24 protein-coding genes are annotated in these 20665 nt (G+C 37.4%); 13 read left to right on the top strand and 11 right to left on the bottom strand.

Annotated elements, in window-relative coordinates:
* Window positions 1-217 precede the first annotated feature (217 nt).
* From HU823_RS17220 to HU823_RS17205, 4 genes are all read left to right on the top strand, one after another.
* Complete coding sequence (locus HU823_RS17220) at window positions 218-2041, top strand: PAS domain-containing sensor histidine kinase (protein ID WP_144698395.1); 1824 nt, start codon at window positions 218-220, stop codon at window positions 2039-2041.
* 221 nt (window positions 2042-2262) lie between these two features.
* Complete coding sequence (locus HU823_RS17215; protein ID WP_144698397.1) at window positions 2263-3048, top strand: transporter substrate-binding domain-containing protein; 786 nt, start codon at window positions 2263-2265, stop codon at window positions 3046-3048.
* A 110-nt stretch (window positions 3049-3158) separates the two neighbouring features.
* Window positions 3159-3818, top strand: a complete 660-nt coding sequence (locus HU823_RS17210) for an amino acid ABC transporter permease (RefSeq protein WP_137788536.1) — start codon at window positions 3159-3161, stop codon at window positions 3816-3818.
* Between the two features lie 24 nt (window positions 3819-3842).
* Window positions 3843-4565: an amino acid ABC transporter ATP-binding protein gene (locus HU823_RS17205; protein WP_197222864.1), complete on the top strand. Its 723-nt coding sequence runs from the start codon at window positions 3843-3845 to the stop codon at window positions 4563-4565.
* Window positions 4566-4606: 41 nt separating this feature from the next.
* Here HU823_RS17205 and HU823_RS17200 read toward each other — a convergent pair whose 3' ends face one another.
* Complete coding sequence (locus HU823_RS17200; RefSeq protein WP_144698399.1) at window positions 4607-5515, bottom strand: DMT family transporter; 909 nt, start codon at window positions 5513-5515, stop codon at window positions 4607-4609.
* A 94-nt stretch (window positions 5516-5609) separates the two neighbouring features.
* Complete coding sequence (locus tag HU823_RS17195; RefSeq protein ID WP_231607517.1) at window positions 5610-6512, bottom strand: formate/nitrite transporter family protein; 903 nt, start codon at window positions 6510-6512, stop codon at window positions 5610-5612.
* 262 nt (window positions 6513-6774) lie between these two features.
* Here HU823_RS17195 and HU823_RS17190 point away from each other — a divergent pair, with 262 nt between their 5' ends.
* A complete protein-coding gene (locus HU823_RS17190; RefSeq protein WP_197222815.1) occupies window positions 6775-7965 on the top strand; it encodes a M14 family zinc carboxypeptidase in 1191 nt (396 codons plus the stop codon).
* A gap of 44 nt (window positions 7966-8009) precedes the next feature.
* Here HU823_RS17190 and HU823_RS17185 read toward each other — a convergent pair whose 3' ends face one another.
* Both HU823_RS17185 and HU823_RS17180 read right to left on the bottom strand, forming a co-directional pair.
* Window positions 8010-9281 carry an MFS transporter gene (locus tag HU823_RS17185; RefSeq protein WP_197222814.1) on the bottom strand — a complete coding sequence of 424 codons (1272 nt, stop codon included), beginning with the start codon at window positions 9279-9281 and terminating at the stop codon, window positions 8010-8012.
* A gap of 33 nt (window positions 9282-9314) precedes the next feature.
* Entirely contained in the window at window positions 9315-10622 is a 1308-nt protein-coding gene (locus tag HU823_RS17180; RefSeq protein ID WP_144698407.1) for an alkaline phosphatase family protein, read from the bottom strand.
* Window positions 10623-10793: 171 nt separating this feature from the next.
* Here HU823_RS17180 and HU823_RS17175 point away from each other — a divergent pair, with 171 nt between their 5' ends.
* A complete protein-coding gene (locus tag HU823_RS17175; RefSeq protein ID WP_144698408.1) occupies window positions 10794-11207 on the top strand; it encodes a hypothetical protein in 414 nt (137 codons plus the stop codon).
* Between the two features lie 33 nt (window positions 11208-11240).
* On the opposite strand, the gene HU823_RS17170 is transcribed toward HU823_RS17175, so the two are convergent.
* Complete coding sequence (locus tag HU823_RS17170) at window positions 11241-12014, bottom strand: hypothetical protein (RefSeq protein WP_197222813.1); 774 nt, start codon at window positions 12012-12014, stop codon at window positions 11241-11243.
* Between the two features lie 273 nt (window positions 12015-12287).
* On the opposite strand from HU823_RS17170, the gene HU823_RS22340 reads away from it, so the two are divergent.
* From HU823_RS22340 to HU823_RS17160, 3 genes are all read left to right on the top strand, one after another.
* Window positions 12288-12407: a symporter small accessory protein gene (locus tag HU823_RS22340; protein ID WP_370630121.1), complete on the top strand. Its 120-nt coding sequence runs from the start codon at window positions 12288-12290 to the stop codon at window positions 12405-12407.
* The gene (locus tag HU823_RS17165; protein ID WP_197222812.1) at window positions 12404-14002 is read left to right on the top strand and encodes a sodium:solute symporter family protein; all 1599 of its coding nucleotides are present in this window, start codon (window positions 12404-12406) and stop codon (window positions 14000-14002) included. Before HU823_RS22340 ends, HU823_RS17165 begins: the two co-directional genes overlap by 4 nt.
* Before the next feature lie 88 nt (window positions 14003-14090).
* On the top strand, window positions 14091-14546 hold the full coding sequence (locus HU823_RS17160) for a YndM family protein (protein WP_144698415.1): 456 nt from the start codon (window positions 14091-14093) through the stop codon (window positions 14544-14546).
* 275 nt (window positions 14547-14821) lie between these two features.
* Here HU823_RS17160 and HU823_RS17155 read toward each other — a convergent pair whose 3' ends face one another.
* The 6 genes from HU823_RS17155 to HU823_RS17130 form a co-directional block, all read right to left on the bottom strand.
* Complete coding sequence (locus HU823_RS17155) at window positions 14822-16015, bottom strand: tyrosine-type recombinase/integrase (protein ID WP_197222811.1); 1194 nt, start codon at window positions 16013-16015, stop codon at window positions 14822-14824.
* Between the two features lie 11 nt (window positions 16016-16026).
* Window positions 16027-16218 (bottom strand): hypothetical protein, encoded by a 192-nt coding sequence (locus HU823_RS17150; protein ID WP_197222810.1) that lies wholly within the window; start codon window positions 16216-16218, stop codon window positions 16027-16029.
* 19 nt (window positions 16219-16237) lie between these two features.
* On the bottom strand, window positions 16238-16717 hold the full coding sequence (locus HU823_RS17145) for an ImmA/IrrE family metallo-endopeptidase (protein WP_197222809.1): 480 nt from the start codon (window positions 16715-16717) through the stop codon (window positions 16238-16240).
* A 65-nt stretch (window positions 16718-16782) separates the two neighbouring features.
* Window positions 16783-17562, bottom strand: coding sequence for a hypothetical protein (locus HU823_RS17140; protein ID WP_197222808.1), 780 nt, complete (start codon window positions 17560-17562; stop codon window positions 16783-16785).
* 31 nt (window positions 17563-17593) lie between these two features.
* Window positions 17594-17911: a hypothetical protein gene (locus HU823_RS17135; protein ID WP_197222807.1), complete on the bottom strand. Its 318-nt coding sequence runs from the start codon at window positions 17909-17911 to the stop codon at window positions 17594-17596.
* Between the two features lie 137 nt (window positions 17912-18048).
* Window positions 18049-18405: a helix-turn-helix domain-containing protein gene (locus HU823_RS17130; RefSeq protein ID WP_197222806.1), complete on the bottom strand. Its 357-nt coding sequence runs from the start codon at window positions 18403-18405 to the stop codon at window positions 18049-18051.
* Window positions 18406-18553: 148 nt separating this feature from the next.
* On the opposite strand from HU823_RS17130, the gene HU823_RS17125 reads away from it, so the two are divergent.
* The 4 genes from HU823_RS17125 to HU823_RS17110 all read left to right on the top strand — a co-directional run bounded on the left by HU823_RS17125 (window position 18554) and on the right by HU823_RS17110 (window position 20547).
* Window positions 18554-18775 carry a helix-turn-helix transcriptional regulator gene (locus HU823_RS17125; RefSeq protein WP_197222805.1) on the top strand — a complete coding sequence of 74 codons (222 nt, stop codon included), beginning with the start codon at window positions 18554-18556 and terminating at the stop codon, window positions 18773-18775.
* Between the two features lie 224 nt (window positions 18776-18999).
* Window positions 19000-19194, top strand: a complete 195-nt coding sequence (locus HU823_RS17120) for a helix-turn-helix domain-containing protein (RefSeq protein ID WP_197222863.1) — start codon at window positions 19000-19002, stop codon at window positions 19192-19194.
* Entirely contained in the window at window positions 19194-19949 is a 756-nt protein-coding gene (locus tag HU823_RS17115; protein WP_197222804.1) for a BRO family protein, read from the top strand. The genes HU823_RS17120 and HU823_RS17115 overlap by 1 nt, the downstream gene beginning before the upstream one ends.
* 76 nt (window positions 19950-20025) lie before the next feature.
* Window positions 20026-20547, top strand: a complete 522-nt coding sequence (locus tag HU823_RS17110) for a helix-turn-helix domain-containing protein (protein WP_197222803.1) — start codon at window positions 20026-20028, stop codon at window positions 20545-20547.
* The last annotated feature ends 118 nt before the right edge of the window (window positions 20548-20665 follow it).

Below are 20665 nucleotides of genomic sequence, written 5' to 3'. Positions count from 1 at the left end.
TACTAACTGAAAGTAAAAATTTTTGCAATGTTCTAATAGAGTTGTTTTTCATTTGAAGTATCAACCTGGACAATTCCATCCGAGTGTTTAAGGATAAACATTAATGCGAATCCAAAAAGAGGAAAATAACTCTTGTGTTTTTTTGTATTTAATAGAAAAATAGAGAAAAGGCATTTCTTGTAAATACTTTAAAAATAATTCAACAAGGATGTAGAACATGCGAGAGACTTCGTTTGAATTACAAAATAAAAAACAATTGATGCACACGTTCTATGAAGCGGTTAATAGCGGGATTATCGTGTTAGAAACATGTGGCACGATTCTTTATGCCAATACAAAAGCGTGTGGCATGTTAAGATTGACTGATTCTGAAGTTGAAGGCGCATTTCTATATGAGCTTCCGTTCTTTATTACAGATTCAAACAGTGAGAAATGGTCACTTAAAGAAGCTTACCTTCAACATGTAAAAAACAAAACACAAGAATATCAGGTCGAAATAGATTTAATCTGTAACAACACAGGCTTTTCGTCTTCGTTGTCTGTTTCAATCGTTCCTCTTAAGAATAATTTGAGCGATCTATCCGTTATTACTTTAACGGATAATCAGCAGTTAAAACGTACAGAAAAAATGTTGAATCGCAGTCAGCAGCGGTTTTACTCGCTCGTAAATTCAATGGAAGACACCGTCTTTACGTTAGACACTAATTTTGTACATACAGGCATCTATGGACGATGGATGGAGAAACATGGTGTGAAGCCATCCTACTTTTTAGGGAAGACCGTTCGCGAAGTTTTTGGCGCTGAGATTGCTGAAGGGCAAGAAAAAGCATGTCGTCTTGTTTTGCAGGGTAAATCTCAGTTTTATGAATGGAGTAATGTGCGTGGTGGTGAACGTCTCTATTACCAAGCTATCTTGTCTCCTATAAAAAATGATCAAGGTCAAGTAGAAGGAATAGTCGGCGTTTCAAGAGATATCACTCAAAGCAAGAGAATGGAACTAGGACTTCGAGAGAGTGAGGAAAGGTTCCGTCAATTTGCTGAGAATGCAAAAGACATCTTTTGGATGCAAGATTACAAAACGCATCAGCTTCTTTACATATCAAAAGCTTTTAAGCAAATATGGGATACTGAAGAGAGTGATCTCATTGAATCTGTTTTTACAGACGTTCACTCGGAAGATCAAGAAGCAGTCTCAGCGTTCATCAAATTAATCGCAAAAGGTGAATCACAGATTGAATATCGGATACATGGGAAAAATAACAGAGTCCGCTGGATCCGAACAAGAGCATTTCCAATCACCAATGACGAGGAAGAGATCTATCGAATCGCAGGAATCTCTGAAGATATTACAGATTTAAAAGAAAAAGAAGAGCTGCTTAGAAAATCTGATAAGCTTACCGTCGTGGGTGAGCTAGCTGCAGGTATCGCTCATGAGATCCGTAATCCGCTCACTAGTATCAAGGGGTTCGTCCAACTCATGAAAGCAGATATGGAAGATCTTCATAGCGAGATCATCTTATCAGAGATGGATCGGATCGAATCGATCATTACTGAATTTTTAGTATTAGCTAAACCACATCAAGAAACGTTTTTTCAACATAGAAACGTGAATGATTTTATTAAACAGACCATCACTTTGTTAGATTCAGAAGCAAACCTTAATAACGTTCAATTTGAGACGCATTTAATGAACGTGCCTCAGATTCTTTGTGAAGGAAATCAAATTAAACAAGTCATCATCAATGTTATCAAGAATGCTATAGAATCCATGGATAGCGGAGGCACCATTTTTGTAGAAACAGGAGCACATGATGAAGGCTATGTTTTTATTAAGGTTACTGATCAAGGAGTAGGGATAAGCGAAGAACGTCTTGCGAGACTTGGGGAACCCTTTTATTCCAATAAAGAAAAAGGAATTGGACTAGGCCTCATGGTATCATTGAAGATCATTGAAAATCATCATGGAAACATTACCTTTGAAAGTATGTTAGATATTGGGACAACGGTCACGATATTGCTGCCGACAAAGCTATTACCATAAGATTTGATAAAACACATTTCGGCTTCCTGAAATGTGTTTTATTTTTGCTTGCTAAATAAGTGTTTACGGTTTTTTTGTATAGGGTAACCATATACAAGATGCATGAAAAATCTGATCTTTTTGATAGGTGAGAATTAACGTAAAATTGTGAACATTTCTAATTCATGCTACCCTTGTCTAGTAGGGGGATGTACAAAAAGGGATATTCAAGGAGGATAAGAATGAAGGATTTTAAAAAGAAGATTGGTATTTTAGCTGTCGTTTTTTCAATGTTTGTTCTAGCTGCATGTGGCAGCAGTGAGTCAAGTGACGGAGGTCCAGAATTAAAAAACGAAGGTGAATTTAATTTCATCGTATCAGGAGAGTTTCCACCATTCAGCTCAGTTGATAAAGGCGGAGAACTAACAGGATTTGATGTTGCAGTTGGTAAGGCGATTGCCAAAGAACTTGGTCTAAAGCCTGTCCCAGAAAAGTTTAAATTCCACGGCGCTGTATCCGCTATTAAGGCAGATCGTTTTGACGCAGCAGTGGCAAGCCATACAATCACTGAAGACCGAAAGAAAGCAGTGAATTTCAGCGAGCCCTATTATTACTCAGGTCCGGTAATCTTTACAAGACCAGACAGTGATATTAAAACAAAAGAAGATTTAAAAGGAAAAGAAGTTGCTGTTTCAAAAGGTTCTACCTATGAAAAATCTGCACAAGATTTCACAGATCAGATTAAAAACTATGATAGTGATGCGACAGCATTGCGTGCGTTGAGTGAAGGGAAACACGATGCGGTAATCACTGACGCAATCACTGGTAAACAAGCGATTGAAAAAGGATTTAAGATCGTTGAACAAGAGCAGCTTGGTACGAGTGAACAAGCAATCGCTATTAAAAAAGAAGATAAAGAATTGCTGAAAGCGGTAAATAAGGCATTAAAGAAAATGAAGGATAACGGTGAGCTTGCGAAGCTTAGTGAAGAATACGTCGGTGCTGATATCACGAAGAAGCCTGAATAATGGTGGAGCCGCCCTCATGAGGTTACGTGTAGGGTGGCTTTCTTTTATACAAACAGTTCAACACACCACAACACCATTTAAAAAGAGAATGAAAAGGGGAGGACAATGGCATGTTTGATCTCGCACACATTTTAGACGTATTAGTAGAAAGTTATCCACTCTTCATGAAGGGACTATGGGTCACACTTCAGCTTACCTTTGTATCGGTTTTGATCGGTACGGTAATCGGACTCATTTTTGCGTTATTTAAAATCTCAGGAATTAAAGTTTTGAATTGGATAGCGAACATTTATATTGCACTTATTCGCGGTACCCCGTTGATCGTACAGATTTTTATTTTTTACTTTGGTCTAGCGGAATTAGGTATTTCTGCCTTCTGGTCGGCGGCATTTGGACTTGCTATGCATAATGGTGCTTATATTGCGGAGATCTTCAGGGGTTCTATTCAGTCTGTAGATAAAGGGCAGATGGAGGCAGGACGTTCATTAGGTATGACATATGGTTTGGCGATGAGAAGAATCATCCTGCCGCAAGCCTTTAAACGAGCGTTACCTCCTTTAGGTAACCAATTTATTATTGGTCTGAAGGATTCATCTCTTGCATCATTTATTGCCCTTAACGAGTTGTTCAGTATTGCAACGACACAAGGATCTAGAACATTTGATGAGATGACATACCTGATTATCGTAGGTCTATACTATCTAATACTCGTTCTTCTTTTCACATTACTGGTTAACCTATTAGAGAAGAAACTATCAGCTGGGGAATAGGAGGTGTCTGAGTTGAAAAAAGAAATGATACGCATTGAAAACTTGAAAAAGAGTTTTGGAGATCTAGAAGTATTAAAAGAAGTGAATCTAAACGTACAAGAGAGCGAAGTTGTAGTATTAATTGGTGCCAGTGGTTCTGGAAAAAGTACTCTTCTCAGATGCATCAATTTCCTTGAGATTAAAAACGGTGGAAGAATTGTCATTGAAGGAGAAGAAATTGATCCGAAAACTCATAACTTAAATGAAGTACGCCAAAGAGTAGGGATGGTTTTTCAGCACTTTAACTTGTTTCCTCACAAAACGGTATTGGAGAATGTGATGGAAGCTCCTCTTAAAGTAAAAAACCAAAATAAATCAGAAGCAGAACAGGAAGCAAAAGCTTTACTTGGTAAGGTGGGTCTTTCTGATAAAGCAGATGTTTATCCAGCGAAATTATCCGGTGGACAAAAGCAGCGTGTTGCTATCGCAAGAGCGCTTGCGATGAAACCAGATATCATGCTTTTTGATGAACCAACATCAGCACTCGATCCAGAACTTGTAGGAGAAGTGCTCGCCACAATGAAAGAGCTAGCGCAAGAAGGGATGACCATGGTCGTTGTGACGCATGAGATGGGCTTTGCGAAAGAGGTAGCAGATGAGGTCGTTTACATGCACGATGGACAGATCTGGGAAAGAGGAAAGCCAGAAGAGCTTTTTGATGCTCCGAAAGAAGAGCGCACGAAAGATTTCTTAAGTTCTATCCTATAAAGTAAAGAAGGTGCAGCAATGAGCTGCACCTTTTCTATTGGCTATTTTTGAGCGGCAGAAGATTGAACGGACTTTCCCGTTCGTTCTTGGATCATAAGAACGGCACCTAATACAAATAGAATACCAATACCTTGAACAGTGGAGATGGATTCTTTGTACAGCATCATACCCATCAAAGTTGCTACTACAGGTTCGATAGTAGACACGATGGATGCTTTACTCGCATCTATTTGTTGTAAGCCTTGGGTATAGAACCAGTAAGCAAATACGGTTGGAAAAAGACCAAGACCGAGCACGTTCATTAAAACAGCAGGGCTAAAGACTTGGAGATCAACAGAGGATATACCACTGATAGGAAATAGAGCAAGCATAGCAAAGAAAAAAGTATAGATACTGATGGTTAACGTTTCATATTTTCGGCTAGCTAACTTACCAAAAATGCTGTAAAGTGAATAGCCAAAACCAGCCCCTAAACCTATCAAAAGACTCAACATTGAGAGTTCTAATTGAGCAGAGAACAGACCTGAGACAAGTGTACAGCCAAAGAAGGTAGCAGCGAGTGCAAAGAGTTTCTGCCGGGTCAACTGCTCTTTAAAAATAATAGCTGATATGACAAGCACAAATGCTGGGGCTGTATACAAAAGAATAGCAGCAATAGCTAGTGAGGATGTTTGTATCGTCGTAAAATAACACCAATTGAAAAAGGATACACTCAAAATACCTGTACCTAAGAAATACCAAATATCCTTTACATCGATCTTTAGCAGGCTAGATTTTTGTACAATAATCCATGCCAGAAATAATAGAAATGCGCTGGCAGCTCTTAAAAAAACAATCTGCAAGGATGTAAATCCCGCCTGTGAGAGCTCTTTAACGAAAAAACCGATGATTCCCCAAAGAGACGCACCGATTGCTACATATAAAAAAGCAAGTTTCGTTTGATAAGGCAAATTGGTTCATCCCCTATATAAAAATAATCAACATTCTACTGAAACTCTAACAAAAAACACCCTTACTGTATATCACAATAAAGGTGTTTTACAATTATTCCATCTTATGTTTTATCTTTTCTACTTCCTCTTCTTCCTCTTTCACGATATCATCATCAATGTCTTCTTTAAAAGCGAAGGAAAGTAACAATGATACTAATATCCCTCCACCGATCAAGTTACCTATCGTAGCAGGAATTAAATTAAGAAGAATAAATTCATACCAACTGTATTCAAATCCTTCTAACACGGTAATGCTAAAATACCCCATGTTCGCCACGGCGTGTTGGAAATTTCCTGCTTCAAATATGATAACAGGTAAAAGAATTCCAAAAATTTTACCCATTACATCTCTTGCTGCCGTAGCAAGAACGGCTGCAATTCCAATAAGCCAGTTTGCAAGAATACCAGAGAATAATACTTGAAACCAACCCCATGTGCCTCGTTCAGTAAACTCCATCTTTTTTTCCATGAACTTTAAAAGTATCTCGTAAAATTCTTTGTCTAATGAACCTGACATATTAAGTAGAAACCCAACAAACAATGCTCCTAAAAAGTTACCGATATAACAGATTCCCCAAAACCTCAGTACCTTTTTACTGATCCAGTACTTAGATTGTAAAATATAGCTGGGCAGTAAGACATTGATCTCTGTAAATAGGATCGATCCTGATAGAAAGATCATCGTATATCCGATAGCAAATCCAACCCCTGATAAAAGGTTAAAGGGACCAGACGTTTCGACCCCCATGGATAATAAAACGGAACCTAATGCGCCAAATGCGATAAAAGCACCTGCCATAAAAGATAAAATGAATTGTGCTAAGTTTGAAACTTGTAAAGACGCCTTACCCTCTTCAATAAAATATTCGATAATTTGAACTGGAAAAAAGTATTGCCGATCTGGAACAGCTGCTTTTTTGCCATTTTTATTATTATTGTCTTGATTCTCTTTCATGTTCTGCATTCCCTCTTATTATGTCATCCTCGTTCTACTACTCTTCCCAAAATTTGAAGTATGCAAAACCAAATATGAATAATTTTATACAATAAAAATTGTTATTTACTTTTATATACCAAATTTATGTGAAGTTTGACTTAATTACGGTAATCAAATTGAAACATTAAAGGTGACTATTCTCATGCGAAGCGTTACATTTCCTTATCTATACTATTAATATACTCAAATAATAAAGGTTTCGTTGGGAGGAGAGAAGACTTTGAAAAAAGGTTTAGTGTTGTTCATGGGGATATTGCTTGGGAGCTTATCATTTTGGAGTTACAAGGGAGAAGCAGCGAGCTATGTAAATCCGAATCAAACGTATACATATGAAACGATGACGAGTAATATTAAAACACTCGCTCAAAAATATCCTGGATTAGTCCAATACCGTTCACTTGGGAAAACACCTTATGGCAGAGATATATGGGCAGTGAAGCTGGGAAGAGGTGATGCGACGGTACTCTACAATGCATCTCATCATGCCAGAGAATGGATGACGACAAATATCGTGATGGAGATGATCGATCAGTATAGCGAACGCTATGTAGCCAACAGTACGATGGACGGTTACAATGTTGCAAACGTATTGAATAACACGTCGATTTGGTTTGTACCAATGACTAACCCAGATGGTGTCACACTTCAGCAAAAAGGCTTATCTGCTTTTCCTGCAGCAGCTCATGCTAACCTCATCAAGATGAATGGTGGAAGCAAGGATTTTAAAAGATGGAAGTCGAACGCACAAGGAGTTGATCTGAACAGACAATATCCTGCGCGTTGGGAACAGATCTCAAATAATGCGAAAGCGCCTTCTTATAAAGACTACAAGGGTAGTGCTCCACTTGTGACAAAAGAAGCAAAAGCTATGACTGCACTCACTTATCTCGTAGATCCTGAGATTACAAATTCTTATCACACAGCTGGAAGAATACTATACTACCATTTTAATTATGGAACAAATACCTTTGAGGGAGACAAAACGCTTGGTACAACCCTGGCTAACATGACCGGCTATCGACTCATTCCTCCTGATACTCAGCTATCAAGTGGTGGTGGATATAAAGACTGGTTCATCCAAACCTTCAAACGCCCTGGTTTTACGTTTGAACTTGCTCCATATGCAGGCGAGACGAACCCGCCGATCACGATTATTAACGAAGAATGGACAAGGAATAAAAAAGCAGGACTTTATATGGCAGTAGAAGGGGACAAGCGTTGGGAGAAGCGCATCACACCAATAACAAAAACCATTACGCTTACTCAAAAAGTTCCTTTACATGATCGTCCTCATGTAAATCATAAAATGGCTGCAGCAAGTCTATATCCAGGGACGTATAAAGCAAATGCAGCGTATGGAAACTTTTATCGTATCCAAACCATTCTTGGACCAAAGTGGATTGTAAAATAAAGCACAAAAAAACTGCTCTCTGAATCCTAGAGAGCAGTTTTTTTCTATGCACTGATCGTATGAGATGAATCTACTTTCGGTTCTGGAACAAACATAAGAATCGTAATTCCAATGATGAACAGAACGACAAGGCTGAACACAGCACTAGCAGAGTTTCCAGTCACTTGAGCGGTTACGGCGATTAACAACGGCCCCATAATGGAAGCGAACTTACCGAAAATATTGTAAAAGCCAAAGAATTCATTCGAGTTTTCTTTCGGAACAAGTTTTGCAAAATAGGCACGGCTTAACGCTTGAATTCCACCTTGAGACGTAGCAACTAGCATGGCTAAAATCCAGAAATCCATGGTTGTTTCTAAGAAATATGCATAAATACAAACGATAATGTAGACCACAATTCCGACATAAAGCATCTTCTTCCCAGTAAATCTCTCTGCTAACCTTCCGTATAGAATGGCAAAAGGGGCAGCGACCACCTGTGTGACAAAAAGGATGATTAAAAGGTTAGTAGAACTAATGCCAAGATCTGAACCGTAAGCAGTGGACATCGTAATGATCGTTCCTACTCCATCAATATAAAAGAAATAAGCGAGCAGAAATAAAAACAAAGCACGATACTTTCGTATTTCTTTCATTGTTTTACCTAAACGTTTAAAGCTGTTTATCAGAGGTTTCGGCTCTCGTTCGATGCCGTACTTCTGGTAAACGTTCTTTAGCATAGGAATCGTAAAAATGCCCCACCAAATGGCAGTGATTAAAAAGGCAATCTTGCTAGCTAAAGTAGTTGAAATAGGCAAAACTTCATTTTGTGCCAACACGATAATCGCGATACTGATCAAAAATGGAATCGTACTCCCGATATATCCTAATCCGAATCCTCTAGATGACACTCTGTTCATTCTTTCTTCCGTTGTTACATCGGTTATAAAAGCATCATAAAAGACATTAGATCCACTAGAGCCTATTGCAGTTAATGTATAAAAAATTAATAATAATAGCCATTGATCACTTGGAATAAAAGCTAATGATGCGGTAGAAATAAGACCAAGTGCAAAAAAGAATGTGAAGAATCGCTTCTTTAATCCTTTGTAATCAGCAATTGTACCTAAAACGGGGCTAAGCATCGCTAAAATAAATGTGGCAATCGCGATTGTATACCCCAAATAAGCCGTTGAATCTGATGAACTGACTCCTGCGTTTGTCGCGGCTGCTTTAAAGAACAAAGGAAATACAGCTGTTGAGATAATGATAGAATACGCTGAGTTTGCCCAATCATAATACATCCAGCTATTCTCTTCTTTCGTAAACCGTTTCATAGGTTTTGTCCTCTCTCTACTAGAATTTAAAATCTAGCTGGTTAAAAAATCTTGCACGACTTTACCATCTGTTTCACCTAAATCTAGACCTAATAGTTTAGCAAATGTAGGTCCTTCATCGATTAAATGCATGGAAGGAACAACGACATTTCTTTTTATCCCTTTACCTGCTAATAACAGAATAGTTGTGTAGTCTTCTTTTTTAGGGGAGTACCCATGACACGCATGTGTATACCGCTTTCTTCTCACATCTTGATCAGTAATTTCATTCAGAAAAGAGCCTTCATGATCTTCGTTAAAATAAAAGCCGCGTCTGGCTTCTACCATAAACGCACAACGATCATCAGCACCTGTGGCAGCTGCTTCTTCTTGACTGTAGATCTTTTCAATACCATTTCTTTCATCAATCAATAAGTGGTTAAGTAGATTTTTAACTACCTCCTTTGTTTGTATATCAGATGAATCCTTAAGGTAAATATATGCTGATCCATCACAACTTTTGCAATAGGCTTTCCAATTCTGTATAACCCCTTTAGAATCAGTGTCTATTACTTGTTGTTCTTTCAATAACACATTCAGTTTAATAGCTTTGCTCTCATCGAGTGCGCTATGATCTCCTAATACGGCGATCGTCGTTTCTTCATAGATACCAGCTTCCTTTATGGATTCGACAATTCTACCGAGTCTGTTGTCATGTCTTTTTATTGCATCCATTGCTTCATCAGAAGAAAATCCATGGTAGTGCCTCTGTGAATCCAGATCAACAAAATGAACAAGCAATAGCTGAGGTTTTTTATTCTTAATCGTATGTATTGTGGACTCTAAAACAAAATCATCAAGCTCAGGCTGGTTCAAACCACTACGCAGATGTCCGAATCGACGGTTCAAATCAAGTTGGTATCGTTTACTTCCGTTTAAGAGAGATACAGGAATCTGATGGTGCCACTTACGGTTTGCAAAGATTTCAGGCATGTTGTAATCGATGTTCGCTCTTGCAGTGACTGGCCATAAGAGGGCACCCGTAGTCATACCTGCTTTTTTAGCTTCATCATATAAAGTAGTTCCTTTAATATGTTTTCTGTGCCAATACCAATCAGGCGAAGCTTTGCCCGGCTGTGTTAACGTGTTATTTACGATTCCGTGGTTTTTGGGGTATCTTCCTGTAACAATCGAGGTATGACAGGGATACGTTACAGAAGGATAGATTGTCTCTACTTTTTTGCTATGTGAGCCTCGATTTAAAAATTCCTTGAAATTCGGAAGCTGCTCTAATATAGGAAAATCAAGGGAAGATAGACAGTCAAATGAAATGACAACTAAATGATTGGTTAGACGGGACATAACACTCCTCCAAAAGTTGCTAAGATTAACCATTCTAAATTAAATGATAGCATAAGGGAATATACCACGTGTAAAGTCTGTGTATGAATTATAAAAAATCACACCATTTCCTTTCCAAACTTTGTAAGTTATGTTATGAATGAATTATCTCATTAAATAGCGGGTGATGAAGTGATCAAATGGTGGTTAGGTGTTGTATTGATGTTTTTTATCACAACTGGGGTAATATTGTACGTCTTCACGATGGATTACGCATCCGAAAAAGCAATGATCGAAATCACAAAAGAATTAAAGTCGAATGAAGATGAGATCACAAAACTTCTAGAAGACCCAGAGATTAGAAAGTACATAGAAACAGGAAAACCTCCAAAGCAGAAGTTGCCATTTACTACTAAGAATGATGCTGTTCAATTTATCTCTGAAAGATACTCAGTTCAAGAGTTAGCAAGGATTAGAGAAAAAGTAAGTAAAGGCTTGAACGAAGATGAAAAGCTAGCGGTATATGAGAAGTTGCTCGAAAAAGTTACGGATGATGAGCTGATGGCGTTGAAAGTAGTCGCTTTAAAAGAGATAAAGAAAAAATAAAAAAAGCCCCTACGTAGGGCTTTTTTTGTGTCGCTAAAACGATACTCTAATCTTTCCATCTACTGTTGAAATATGATAACTCTCAAATTCACCAGTTTTGACTTCAATCTCTTTACCTGTTCTAATGACTTCTTGAATCTGTTCTTTAATCGTAGGGTGCATATCGTATAGAACATCTACGTTTTCTATAGAAGTCGTATTGATACCTGTGCTAAAACTCATAATCATTTGATCGGTAGAATTATCAAACATCAAAAAACAATCACTATCCTCAATCGCATAAAGAGCAGCATCATGTTTCTTTGCGATGGCTACGAGATCTTTTAAGTTCTCATGTGTGTCATCCATTAAGCTCACGTATGTGTAGCCGTCGATGATTTTAGTTTCTGGCATTTTTGTTTGTGTTTGCTCTTCTTGTTTAGGTTTTTCCTCCACTTTTTTTGTTTGAGGCTGAACAGCAGGCTTTGGTGCAGGTTTTGTTGTTTCAATTTTATTTTCTTTAGGCTTTTCGGAAATCTGTGGCTGTTCTACTTTTTCTTTTTCAACTGGATTTTGAACTGTCTTTTCATTTTGAGATTGAACAGGAACGTTCGTTTTCGAAGCTGCTACCAGTTTTTCATTTTCTTCGACATTATTTTGTTTAAGTGTAAGAACTTCATTTGATCGTTCAGAAGTAACTGCCTCATGTTTAAGAGGCGTATTTTGTTCTGTTGCTCTTACTTTGCTTTCAAAATCGCTATCATTTAATACCCCGATTGTTAGTAACGCTGTTGCTGTAAAGATTACCGTACGTTTTTTGAATTTCAATTTAAGTCCTCCCCAATGTCTTGTTACTTATTAGACGAGAGAAGAACTAAAATGGTTTCACTAATATTACAGAAATATTTCATAAATGTTACAAAATGATATTCTCTAGAAAAAATTAGGAACTTTAAAGGGGTTTCTATGGATAAAAAGAAGTCATTTAATACGTCGTTGGTTTTAGGAGGAATTAAGCAAGTAATATTTTTTCACATAATTATGTAAGCGCATTCAAAATAATTCGTTTTCACATTTATGTCATTGGAGGAGATTATGCTTATGCTGGGAATGGAAGATGGACTTATCGCATTTGTATGGGTGGCTACTGTTGTTTCGGCATTAGGGTGTGTTGTATTTGGTGGATTCATGTGGAACAGAGGAGGCGATGACTCAAAATGAATTTTGCTGTCCTTATCCCAATTCTTATCGTATATATGGGTATCATGTCATGGCTTGCTTATTATGGATATAAAAAGACTGTAACAGAGTCAGATTATTTAGTGGGTGGGAGAAACATTCACCCTGCGATCATGGCATTGTCTTACGGAGCTACTTTCATAAGTACATCGGCCATTGTTGGTTTCGGTGGCGTATCAGCAGCTCATGGATTTAGCTTGTTATGGCTAGCCTTTCTTAACATCGTACTAGGTATATTTGTCGCATTTGCGATTTTTGGGACCAAGATTAGAAAATTGTCCCTAGATCTAAACGCTACAACGTTTCCTACATTGCTAGGAAAAAGATATGATTCAAAATTTATCACAGTTTTTTCAGGGGCTATGATTTTTATTTTAATGCCAGCCTATACGAGTATCGTTTTGATTGGAGGAGGAAGATTTCTTCAAGAATCACTTTCGATGAACTTTAATCTCGCTCTTATTCTGCTAGCTGCAATCATTGGAATCTATGTAGTAACCGGTGGAATTAAGGCCGTCATGTATACCGATGCGTTTGGTGCGGTTGTCATGTTGATCGGGATGGCTATCTTCTTATTCGTCACCTACCAAGCAGTAGGAGGCATTATGGAGGGGCATAATGGATTAACCGCAATGAAGGATCTTGTGCCTCAAGCTCTTGTCGATCAAGGTCATCAAGGCTGGACAAGTATGCCTGAATTCGGATCTCCGCTGTGGTGGACCATTGTTAGTACCATTATCATGGGAGTTGGAATAGGAGTATTAGCGCAGCCTCAACTTGCGATGAGATGCATGACTGTAAAAGATGATCGAGCACTTTATCGTTCTGTCTTAGTCGGCGGTGTTTTTATCTTTTTTATGACAGGTGCAGCTTTTGTGATCGGCCCGTTAAGCAATCTTTATTTTTATGAGAAAACGGGTGAGATCGCTCTAACAGCCGCAAAAGGAAACGTCGATCTTATCATCCCTATCTTCATAAACCAAATCATGCCTGAATGGTTTATCTATCTGTTTACACTCACTTTATTATCTGCCACTATCTCTACAATTAGTTCTCTTATTCATGTTCAAGCAACGGCTTTTGGCCAAGATATTTTAAAAACACTCGGTGTTAAATCCCATTTTGGATCTAAGCTTAACCCTTCTAGAATTGGGGTGCTTATCGGTGTGATCGCTGCAGTCATTTTAGCTTACTTGCTTCCAGCTGGAATCATCGCTCAAGCAACGGCTTTTTGGTTTGGCATATGTGCAGCCGGATTTATGCCAGCTCTGATTGGAGCACTATATTGGAAAAGAGCTACGAAGACCGCAGCTACAGCAAGTATGATCGTCGGGTTTACGGTAAGTATCATCGGTTTCTTATTTATACACCTTAAAGAATCTGCTGCTATCGGGTTATCACAAGCATGGTTTGGAAAAGCAGCTCTATTTCCTTATCCATGGACACACATCGATCCTCTATTCTACGCTTTACCTTTATCTTCAGCCGTATTTATAATCGTTAGCTTACTTGATAAAAGAACAACCGTTACAAAGAATAAAGAAAAAGAACCATTGATACCAGCAGTACCGGAATAAAGTATTATATGTAAATTCAATTAAATAGAAGAAGTATGAACCTCCGTTATTTGTTGCAAACTAGGAACAGATAAAGGAGGTTTTTTACATGGATCAAGTAAAAGTCATTATTATGAAATTTCTTGTATGCCTAATCGCATTTTGGATCGGACTCGATCTGTTCTTTGACGCTTCGATCAGTGATATCGTTTCTTTTGCGGTTACAACAACTGCAATCACCTATATTGTAGCGGACCGCATTTTGTTGCCGAGAATAGGTAAGAACAACACGTTGATGGCAGAGTTTATTTTAGCGTATCTAGTGGTTTGGATTTTCGGATCGATCCTGTTAAACGGATACATGCAGATCGCGTGGGGAAGTGTGATCGCAGCGGGGATTATCACCGCTACAGAAGTATTTGTGCATCAGTACTTATTAAAGCACATGCCTTCAAAGAATAAAGAGAGAACAGGAAGGCAGCAAAGAAGGTTTAGACCAGGCTTTCGTTATGCAACGGAATTTGCTGAAGAACAAGACCCAAGAAATAAAAATAAAGAAGAATAGTCTCCAAAAAAAGTATCATGATGTATACGCATGGTACTTTTATATCTAAAAAATCCCTTGAGTTCACTCAAGGGATTCGTTATTTTTTGTATGGTGGAGACTAGCGGGATCGAACCGCTGACCTTTTGGCTGCCAGTTAAACGGGCTATTCAGGATGCAAACGGATGTTCCCGTGCGAAACACTATTGATATAGGGTCTTGTAGGATGACTATCTGATTAATTCTGAGCAAAAAGGAAGCTTGTCGCCGAATTTCGGCGACAAAATGGCGACAACTTATTTAATTTGTTTCTTAATAAATAGGTTGTCCAATTTGTTTGCTGCTTCTTGGTCTGCTTTTTGTAATGCATGGCCATACGTGTTCATAGTTACTCTTATATCCGAATGTCCTAATCGTTCTGAAATGATCTTTGCATGAACACCCTGGTTGATTAGAAGTGTAGCTGATGTATGTCTCAGATCGTGGAGCCTAATATATCTTACGCCAGCTCGATTTGTGAATCTTCGCCACCAAGTAGTAGGAGTGGTTGGGTAGAAGTGTGTCCCATCTTCATTGCAGAAAAGCCATTCACGCTCTTTTTCTATCCACAATTCACCCATCTTCAATTTTTCCTTTTTCCAATGAAGATGAAATAATTTCATTTCTTCTACGACTGAGGGAGGAAGGGAAACGATCCTTTTGGATCTCTTTGTTTTTGGTCCCTTAATTGTGGATCCTGTAAGTCCTTTAACAACAACTTGACTAATATCGATAGTGGCTTTTTCAAAGTTTACTTTTGACCACTCTAATCCAAGATTTTCACTCCGGCGTAAACCAGCTGCAATTGCAAGGGTTAAGAAAATGCGCCAATGGAACGGTTCTTGTTCTGCCGCCTTAAACAATATTTCAACTTCATTTTCATCATAAACAGTTACCTCTTTTTCACTCGTAAGACGAGGCTTTTTAACATTTTTAACGGGATTACTTTTAATGATCTGCCATTCAACTGCTCTTTCAAAAATGTTTCTAATCGCTAAATATACATCTTGTTTCGATCTAGCGGAAAGAGGCTTCTCTACGCTGCTATCAACACGTTTAATACCATCCATCATGTTAATGATATGAACAGGTTTAATTTGATCGATTCTTCTATGGCCGATAGCTGGTAAGATATGATTTCTTATGTGAGATAAATAACTGATTAAGGTATTCTCTGATAACTCTTTCTTAGCATATTTATTTTCCCATTCAATAACGAAATGTTCTAATGTCATTTTTTCAGGAGCAATATATTCGCCTGACTCAACCTCGGTTTTAAACTTGTGAAACTCTTTATCAAGATAATCTTGCAACTTTTTCTTCGTTTTCAAAAGTGATTGGTCTTCAACACTAATTGTTTTGTACCGGCGCTTTCTCTTCCCGTTATTGTTGTATCCAACTTCTACTGTCAATAAAAAGGAATTTTCTCCACGCTTTCGGATATTCGCCAAAACAATCCCCCCTAATTAAAAGATTGATTACCTGGAATCATGTCTGCTGGAATCTCTAGATACTCTTCCACATCAAATTGCAACCTACCGTCTACAAGTCTTATATTGGTTGTTACTGGAACACGTATTATTTGACCGTTTCTTTTTCTGCACTTCTCAATTTCGTTCGATAATTCATCCTGTGATATCGAATACTTTTTCATAAGCATTTTCCTTTCATAATTACCAGGCAGCAATTTTAATTTTCGTTTTTAATCTTTGAAGACGTTCATTACATAGTTCAGCTGATATCTTAAAGTCACTTTGCCATAGATCAATAAGCTGGGGATCTCTAAAATCATAATAATCCAGCATATGATAAGGAATGGCGGCATATCGGGTAAAGTTACGTGCGTCATATTCTTGGAGCTCTCTAAAGGCTGCAGGCATCATATTTTGATTGCCAGCATGGCGAAGTATGTGACACCATTCATGATAAAACTGTTCTCTCTGTAATGGTGGTACAATTCGTGAATCGATTGTTATGCTTTTAAAGCTTCCGTTTTCAAATGAGTTTGATGGGATTGGTTTTTTGAAATAGAAGATCTTATATATCCATGCGATTTTGTCTTCACAAATATCTTCTGGTTTAAGCATTTTCATCCTTTTGTATTTTTCAGAAACCCATAATTCTAGTGGGGTAGGGAAGTATAACATACCCATTTTTCACCTCTTAATCAAACGTATGTTCGGTTTTTGTTTGTAAAGAAAAGCCCTAAAAGGGCGATTTAATTAAAATAAGTTAATAAAGCACCTATTGAGCTTAATGCAAATATCAACATAGTAGCGCAACCAGGACTTTGTTTTTTGGATGAAGCAACTTCATTAATTACAGTTTCAGTTTGGATTTCATAATAAGTCGAAGAATTTTCAAGTTCATAACCATCTGATTCATTTTTTAAACGTACTGAAATTGCTTTATTCTTACCATCTGAATATTCTTTAACATACTCCCAATTAGTGTCTTTCTTAGGATCGATTTTGTCAGGAAGTATTTCAAGATCTTTTTTCATTTGAATCAAATTGAATGCAGGACATATACCAAGTTTTTTTGCTGTTATATCAATATCATGAGCAATCTTGTCTTTATTGAGTGTAAAAACACCTTTACTATTCATTGTTCCGTATCCTGTTAATCCATTGTAATTTAAAGGATTTGCAGAGATATGACGACACCCAAAATAACTATCATTATATTTTGAACCATCATCTAGGCCGTAACAATATTTTTCTGGAGAAAAGGCATCTAGATGGTTTTTATAACACCACAATATATTGTTTCCGACTAGTAATTCTCCATCAATAAAAGAATTAGAACTTTTCCATCTACCTACTAATTCATGTAATTCGAAAAAACTATTTATATCATTTTCGCTGAATGAGACCCAATGTTCAGGGTTCTTATCAGTACCTTTGAGTTCATACGTATCAAATCTTGAAGCATATTCAACCGCATATTCATAATTTTGAGAAGAAGACTTGCCAAAACGAATAGTAAATTGGGTCATTGAACAATATTTCTCCTTTAGGTTTATTCAATTAATTAGAAAGTTGCCCCTCAATAAAACTTTTCAACTCTAATGCTATACCCATTTCTTTTTTTGAAAAAAGAATTTCTGTTCCACTTGGAGTAAACGCAGTATCTTTGTTGCCAATCACACCAAACTTAATTGATCCACCAGTCATAAGCCCTGGTTTTTTAAGCAGTATGTTTGAAATGGATTCAATTTTAACAACTTTTTCATCATTTAATCCTTGCGCTTTGTTCAAGAAGCCTTTCCTTAATATTCGAATGTACCCCTGTTCGATTACAACCGTAGTCTTACCACCATGAACAAACTCAAAGATATTATTCATTGAAACTCTCTCCCTAAAAACATCAATTTTGTACAAATATTTACAGCAAGAGTTTTATTAAAAACACTCCGTAGAGTGTTTTGTTAAGTAAATTATTTATTATGTAAGCATTCTTGAAGATAAATGATTAATTTACTTTAGTTATTTTTTTTAGAATCTTCATTGAACTGTTTTGCTCTTAATTTTAAGAGCTCGATGTATTTATCAATTTCTTTTTTATCCTCTTCACTTAAACCTTCTAAATCAAAGTAAAAGAGATTTTCGTTATCAGGTTTAGCTTCATTTTTTCCTTTATCTTCAGATCTTCCAATCATATAATCAATCGAAACTTCAAAGTAATCTGCAAATTTTTGGATAGTTTCCATGTCGGGCTTTCTACTGCCCGTTTCATAACCGGAAATAGTAGATTCAGCTAAGTTAAAGATTTTACCGAATTCTTTCATTGTATAATTTGTTTTTGTTTTTCTTAATTCTCTAAGTCTTTCCCCGAACATGACACACCCCCACTAATAATTATTTTACTTTGCAAATCGCAAAGATTAAAGATTTTAATAAAAACTTTGCAAAATGCGTTGACACTTTGCGTTATGCGATGTATATTTAATTTAGACATTGCGATACGCAAAGTTTGGAGGTGAAAAAATGATTAACAAAACGAAAGAAGCAAGGTTAAAAGCAAAGTTTTCTTTAGAAGAAGCTGCTAAACAATTAAATATATCAGCTGGATACCTGTCACAAATAGAAAATGGTCAAAGACAAATTAGTAACGACCGGGCTGAACAAATTGCAAAACTATACGGTAAAAAGAAAGAAGAAATTTTTTTGCCTAGTCGCTACGCGATACGTGAAGTTGAGACTGCTTAATTCACTTTCCACAACTGCATAGAGCACCGAACGAGCGGGAAGGAGCCAAGATCCGAAAGGGGAGCCCAGCCTTTAATACATAAACATGGTCGCCGCCAAGACGTCGATGCTGCATGCAGTTGTGGCACCGAAAAAATTTTTTACTCATTGACTGGTAAATTAACACTCAAATTACTTAATCAAGGAGGATTGACATGTCATTAACAGTTTCAGAGAAACCTAGAATCCAACGCAGGACACTCACAGTTAAAGAAACAGCTGATTATCTTGGTCTTTGCGAAGACACGATTTACAACATGGTTAGAGAAAAACAAATTCCACACTTCAGATCACGAAGAAGAATTTTGTTCACTGTAGAAGCAATCGACTCTTGGATTCGCGATCAGGAAGACAAAGCAATGAGAATGGAGGCAATGTAATGGATCGATTACAAAAGCTCTTTGATTTCCGCGGTCAGCAACTAAGGGTTGTTGAACACAATAATGAATCTTGGTTTATCGCTAAAGATGTTTGTGAAATTCTCGAGATACAAAACGTTACTCAAGCCTTGAGTAGATTAGAAGAAAATGAACGGTCTATGTTCAACATAGGTCGTCAGGGTAAAGCCAATATCGTGAATGAATCTGGACTTTACGAATTAATCTTCGCCAGCCGCAAATCGGAAGCAAAGATTTTCAAAAAATGGGTTAAGCAAGAAGTACTTCCTTCTATTAGAAAGCATGGTGCATACTTAACACCGCAAAAAATCGAAGAGGTCCTTCTTAATCCGGACACGATCATCACATTGGCGACTCAATTGAAAGAAGAACAGACAAAAAGATTTGTAGCAGAACAAACGATTCAAAAACAGCAGCCACTTGTTAGTTTTGCTGAATCGTGTATGGCATCAGACAGATCATTACTAGTGAGAGAACTAGCAAAGCTAGTTTCAAAGCAAGGCATTCTAATCGGCGAACGTCGACTTTATCAGAAACTCCGAGATTGGAGATTAATCTTCTTAGCAAAGAATGAACCTTATCAAGAATATGTAGATCGCGGTTACTTTGAAGTATCTCAGGGTGTTAGAGAGAACAGCAAAGGAACATTTACTTACCTAACCATGAGAGTTACACCAAAAGGACAAGCCTACATTATTAACCGGTTAAAAAAAGAACAACAAGATCTAGCAATCTAGCTCTAACTCAATTATGTAAAAAATAATTTACACATTCTAGTAGATAAAAGGTACAAAACCAAAAGGAGGAAAGCATATGAAACTTGGCTACACATTAGCCAGGGCTCGGAATTGGAAGGGTTACACACAAGAGCAACTATCTATGGAACTACCAATGAGTCGTGAAGCGATAAGCAAGGCTGAAAATGGCGCGAGAAAAATCCCTAAAGATCTACGCAGTAAAGCAGCCGAGGTTTTAGATCATCCTTTTCTTACAATGGCAATAGCATTTGAGGATACAGGAGGAGCGTGGGTTCCTGAATTAGATGGGGACAAGGTTGATCTACATCGATCCAGTGTAAGAAACAAAACGATTGAGGAATTGGAAGAAGCGATCGAAGCAATAAAAGGTGTTTGCTTGGTTAATCATCCAGAGTACATACAGGAGCACGAAAAACAGCAGCTCAAGAAAGCGTTAATGGAAGCTATTGACGCAATTATAGCACTTAGTCATTTTGTAGGAATTATATGTCTTGAGTACGGATTTTCATGGATAGGTCTATGGCGAGAGCAATATATGAAGTTGAAATCCAAAGGTTTCGTGAAAGGCCGTATTTAATGGACAAAGTTCTTTTATTAACTCAGTTAAAAACAGCATTTTTAGAAATTGAAACAATAGAGCAACTTGTAATTTTTAAAAAGTACGCAAAAACACTTTACGCTAAATAGGAGGTTGG

The sequence above is a fragment of the Fictibacillus sp. 18YEL24 genome (assembly GCF_015903855.1).
In the GTDB taxonomy this organism is placed as follows: Bacteria; Bacillota; Bacilli; order Bacillales; family Fictibacillaceae; genus Fictibacillus; species Fictibacillus phosphorivorans_C.
The sequence above is the reverse complement of the archived record's forward strand: the minus strand, read 5'-3'. Positions and strand labels throughout refer to the sequence as shown.

Excerpts from the sequence above, each read along its gene's own strand:
- HU823_RS17220 (WP_144698395.1), top strand. The coding sequence starts at position 218 with ATGCGAGAGACTTCGTTTGAATTACAAAATAAAAAACAATTGATGCAC.
- HU823_RS17215 (WP_144698397.1), top strand. The coding sequence starts at position 2,263 with ATGAAGGATTTTAAAAAGAAGATTGGTATTTTAGCTGTCGTTTTTTCA.
- HU823_RS17210 (WP_137788536.1), top strand. The coding sequence starts at position 3,159 with ATGTTTGATCTCGCACACATTTTAGACGTATTAGTAGAAAGTTATCCA.
- HU823_RS17205 (WP_197222864.1), top strand. The coding sequence starts at position 3,843 with ATGATACGCATTGAAAACTTGAAAAAGAGTTTTGGAGATCTAGAAGTA.
- HU823_RS17195 (WP_231607517.1), bottom strand. The coding sequence starts at position 6,512 with ATGAAAGAGAATCAAGACAATAATAATAAAAATGGCAAAAAAGCAGCT.
- HU823_RS17185 (WP_197222814.1), bottom strand. The coding sequence starts at position 9,281 with ATGAAACGGTTTACGAAAGAAGAGAATAGCTGGATGTATTATGATTGG.
- HU823_RS17180 (WP_144698407.1), bottom strand. The coding sequence starts at position 10,622 with ATGTCCCGTCTAACCAATCATTTAGTTGTCATTTCATTTGACTGTCTA.
- HU823_RS22340 (WP_370630121.1), top strand. The coding sequence starts at position 12,288 with ATGCTGGGAATGGAAGATGGACTTATCGCATTTGTATGGGTGGCTACT.
- HU823_RS17165 (WP_197222812.1), top strand. The coding sequence starts at position 12,404 with ATGAATTTTGCTGTCCTTATCCCAATTCTTATCGTATATATGGGTATC.
- HU823_RS17160 (WP_144698415.1), top strand. The coding sequence starts at position 14,091 with ATGGATCAAGTAAAAGTCATTATTATGAAATTTCTTGTATGCCTAATC.
- HU823_RS17150 (WP_197222810.1), bottom strand. The coding sequence starts at position 16,218 with ATGAAAAAGTATTCGATATCACAGGATGAATTATCGAACGAAATTGAG.
- HU823_RS17145 (WP_197222809.1), bottom strand. The coding sequence starts at position 16,717 with ATGGGTATGTTATACTTCCCTACCCCACTAGAATTATGGGTTTCTGAA.
- HU823_RS17140 (WP_197222808.1), bottom strand. The coding sequence starts at position 17,562 with ATGACCCAATTTACTATTCGTTTTGGCAAGTCTTCTTCTCAAAATTAT.
- HU823_RS17135 (WP_197222807.1), bottom strand. The coding sequence starts at position 17,911 with ATGAATAATATCTTTGAGTTTGTTCATGGTGGTAAGACTACGGTTGTA.
- HU823_RS17130 (WP_197222806.1), bottom strand. The coding sequence starts at position 18,405 with ATGTTCGGGGAAAGACTTAGAGAATTAAGAAAAACAAAAACAAATTAT.
- HU823_RS17125 (WP_197222805.1), top strand. The coding sequence starts at position 18,554 with ATGATTAACAAAACGAAAGAAGCAAGGTTAAAAGCAAAGTTTTCTTTA.
- HU823_RS17115 (WP_197222804.1), top strand. The coding sequence starts at position 19,194 with ATGGATCGATTACAAAAGCTCTTTGATTTCCGCGGTCAGCAACTAAGG.
- HU823_RS17110 (WP_197222803.1), top strand. The coding sequence starts at position 20,026 with ATGAAACTTGGCTACACATTAGCCAGGGCTCGGAATTGGAAGGGTTAC.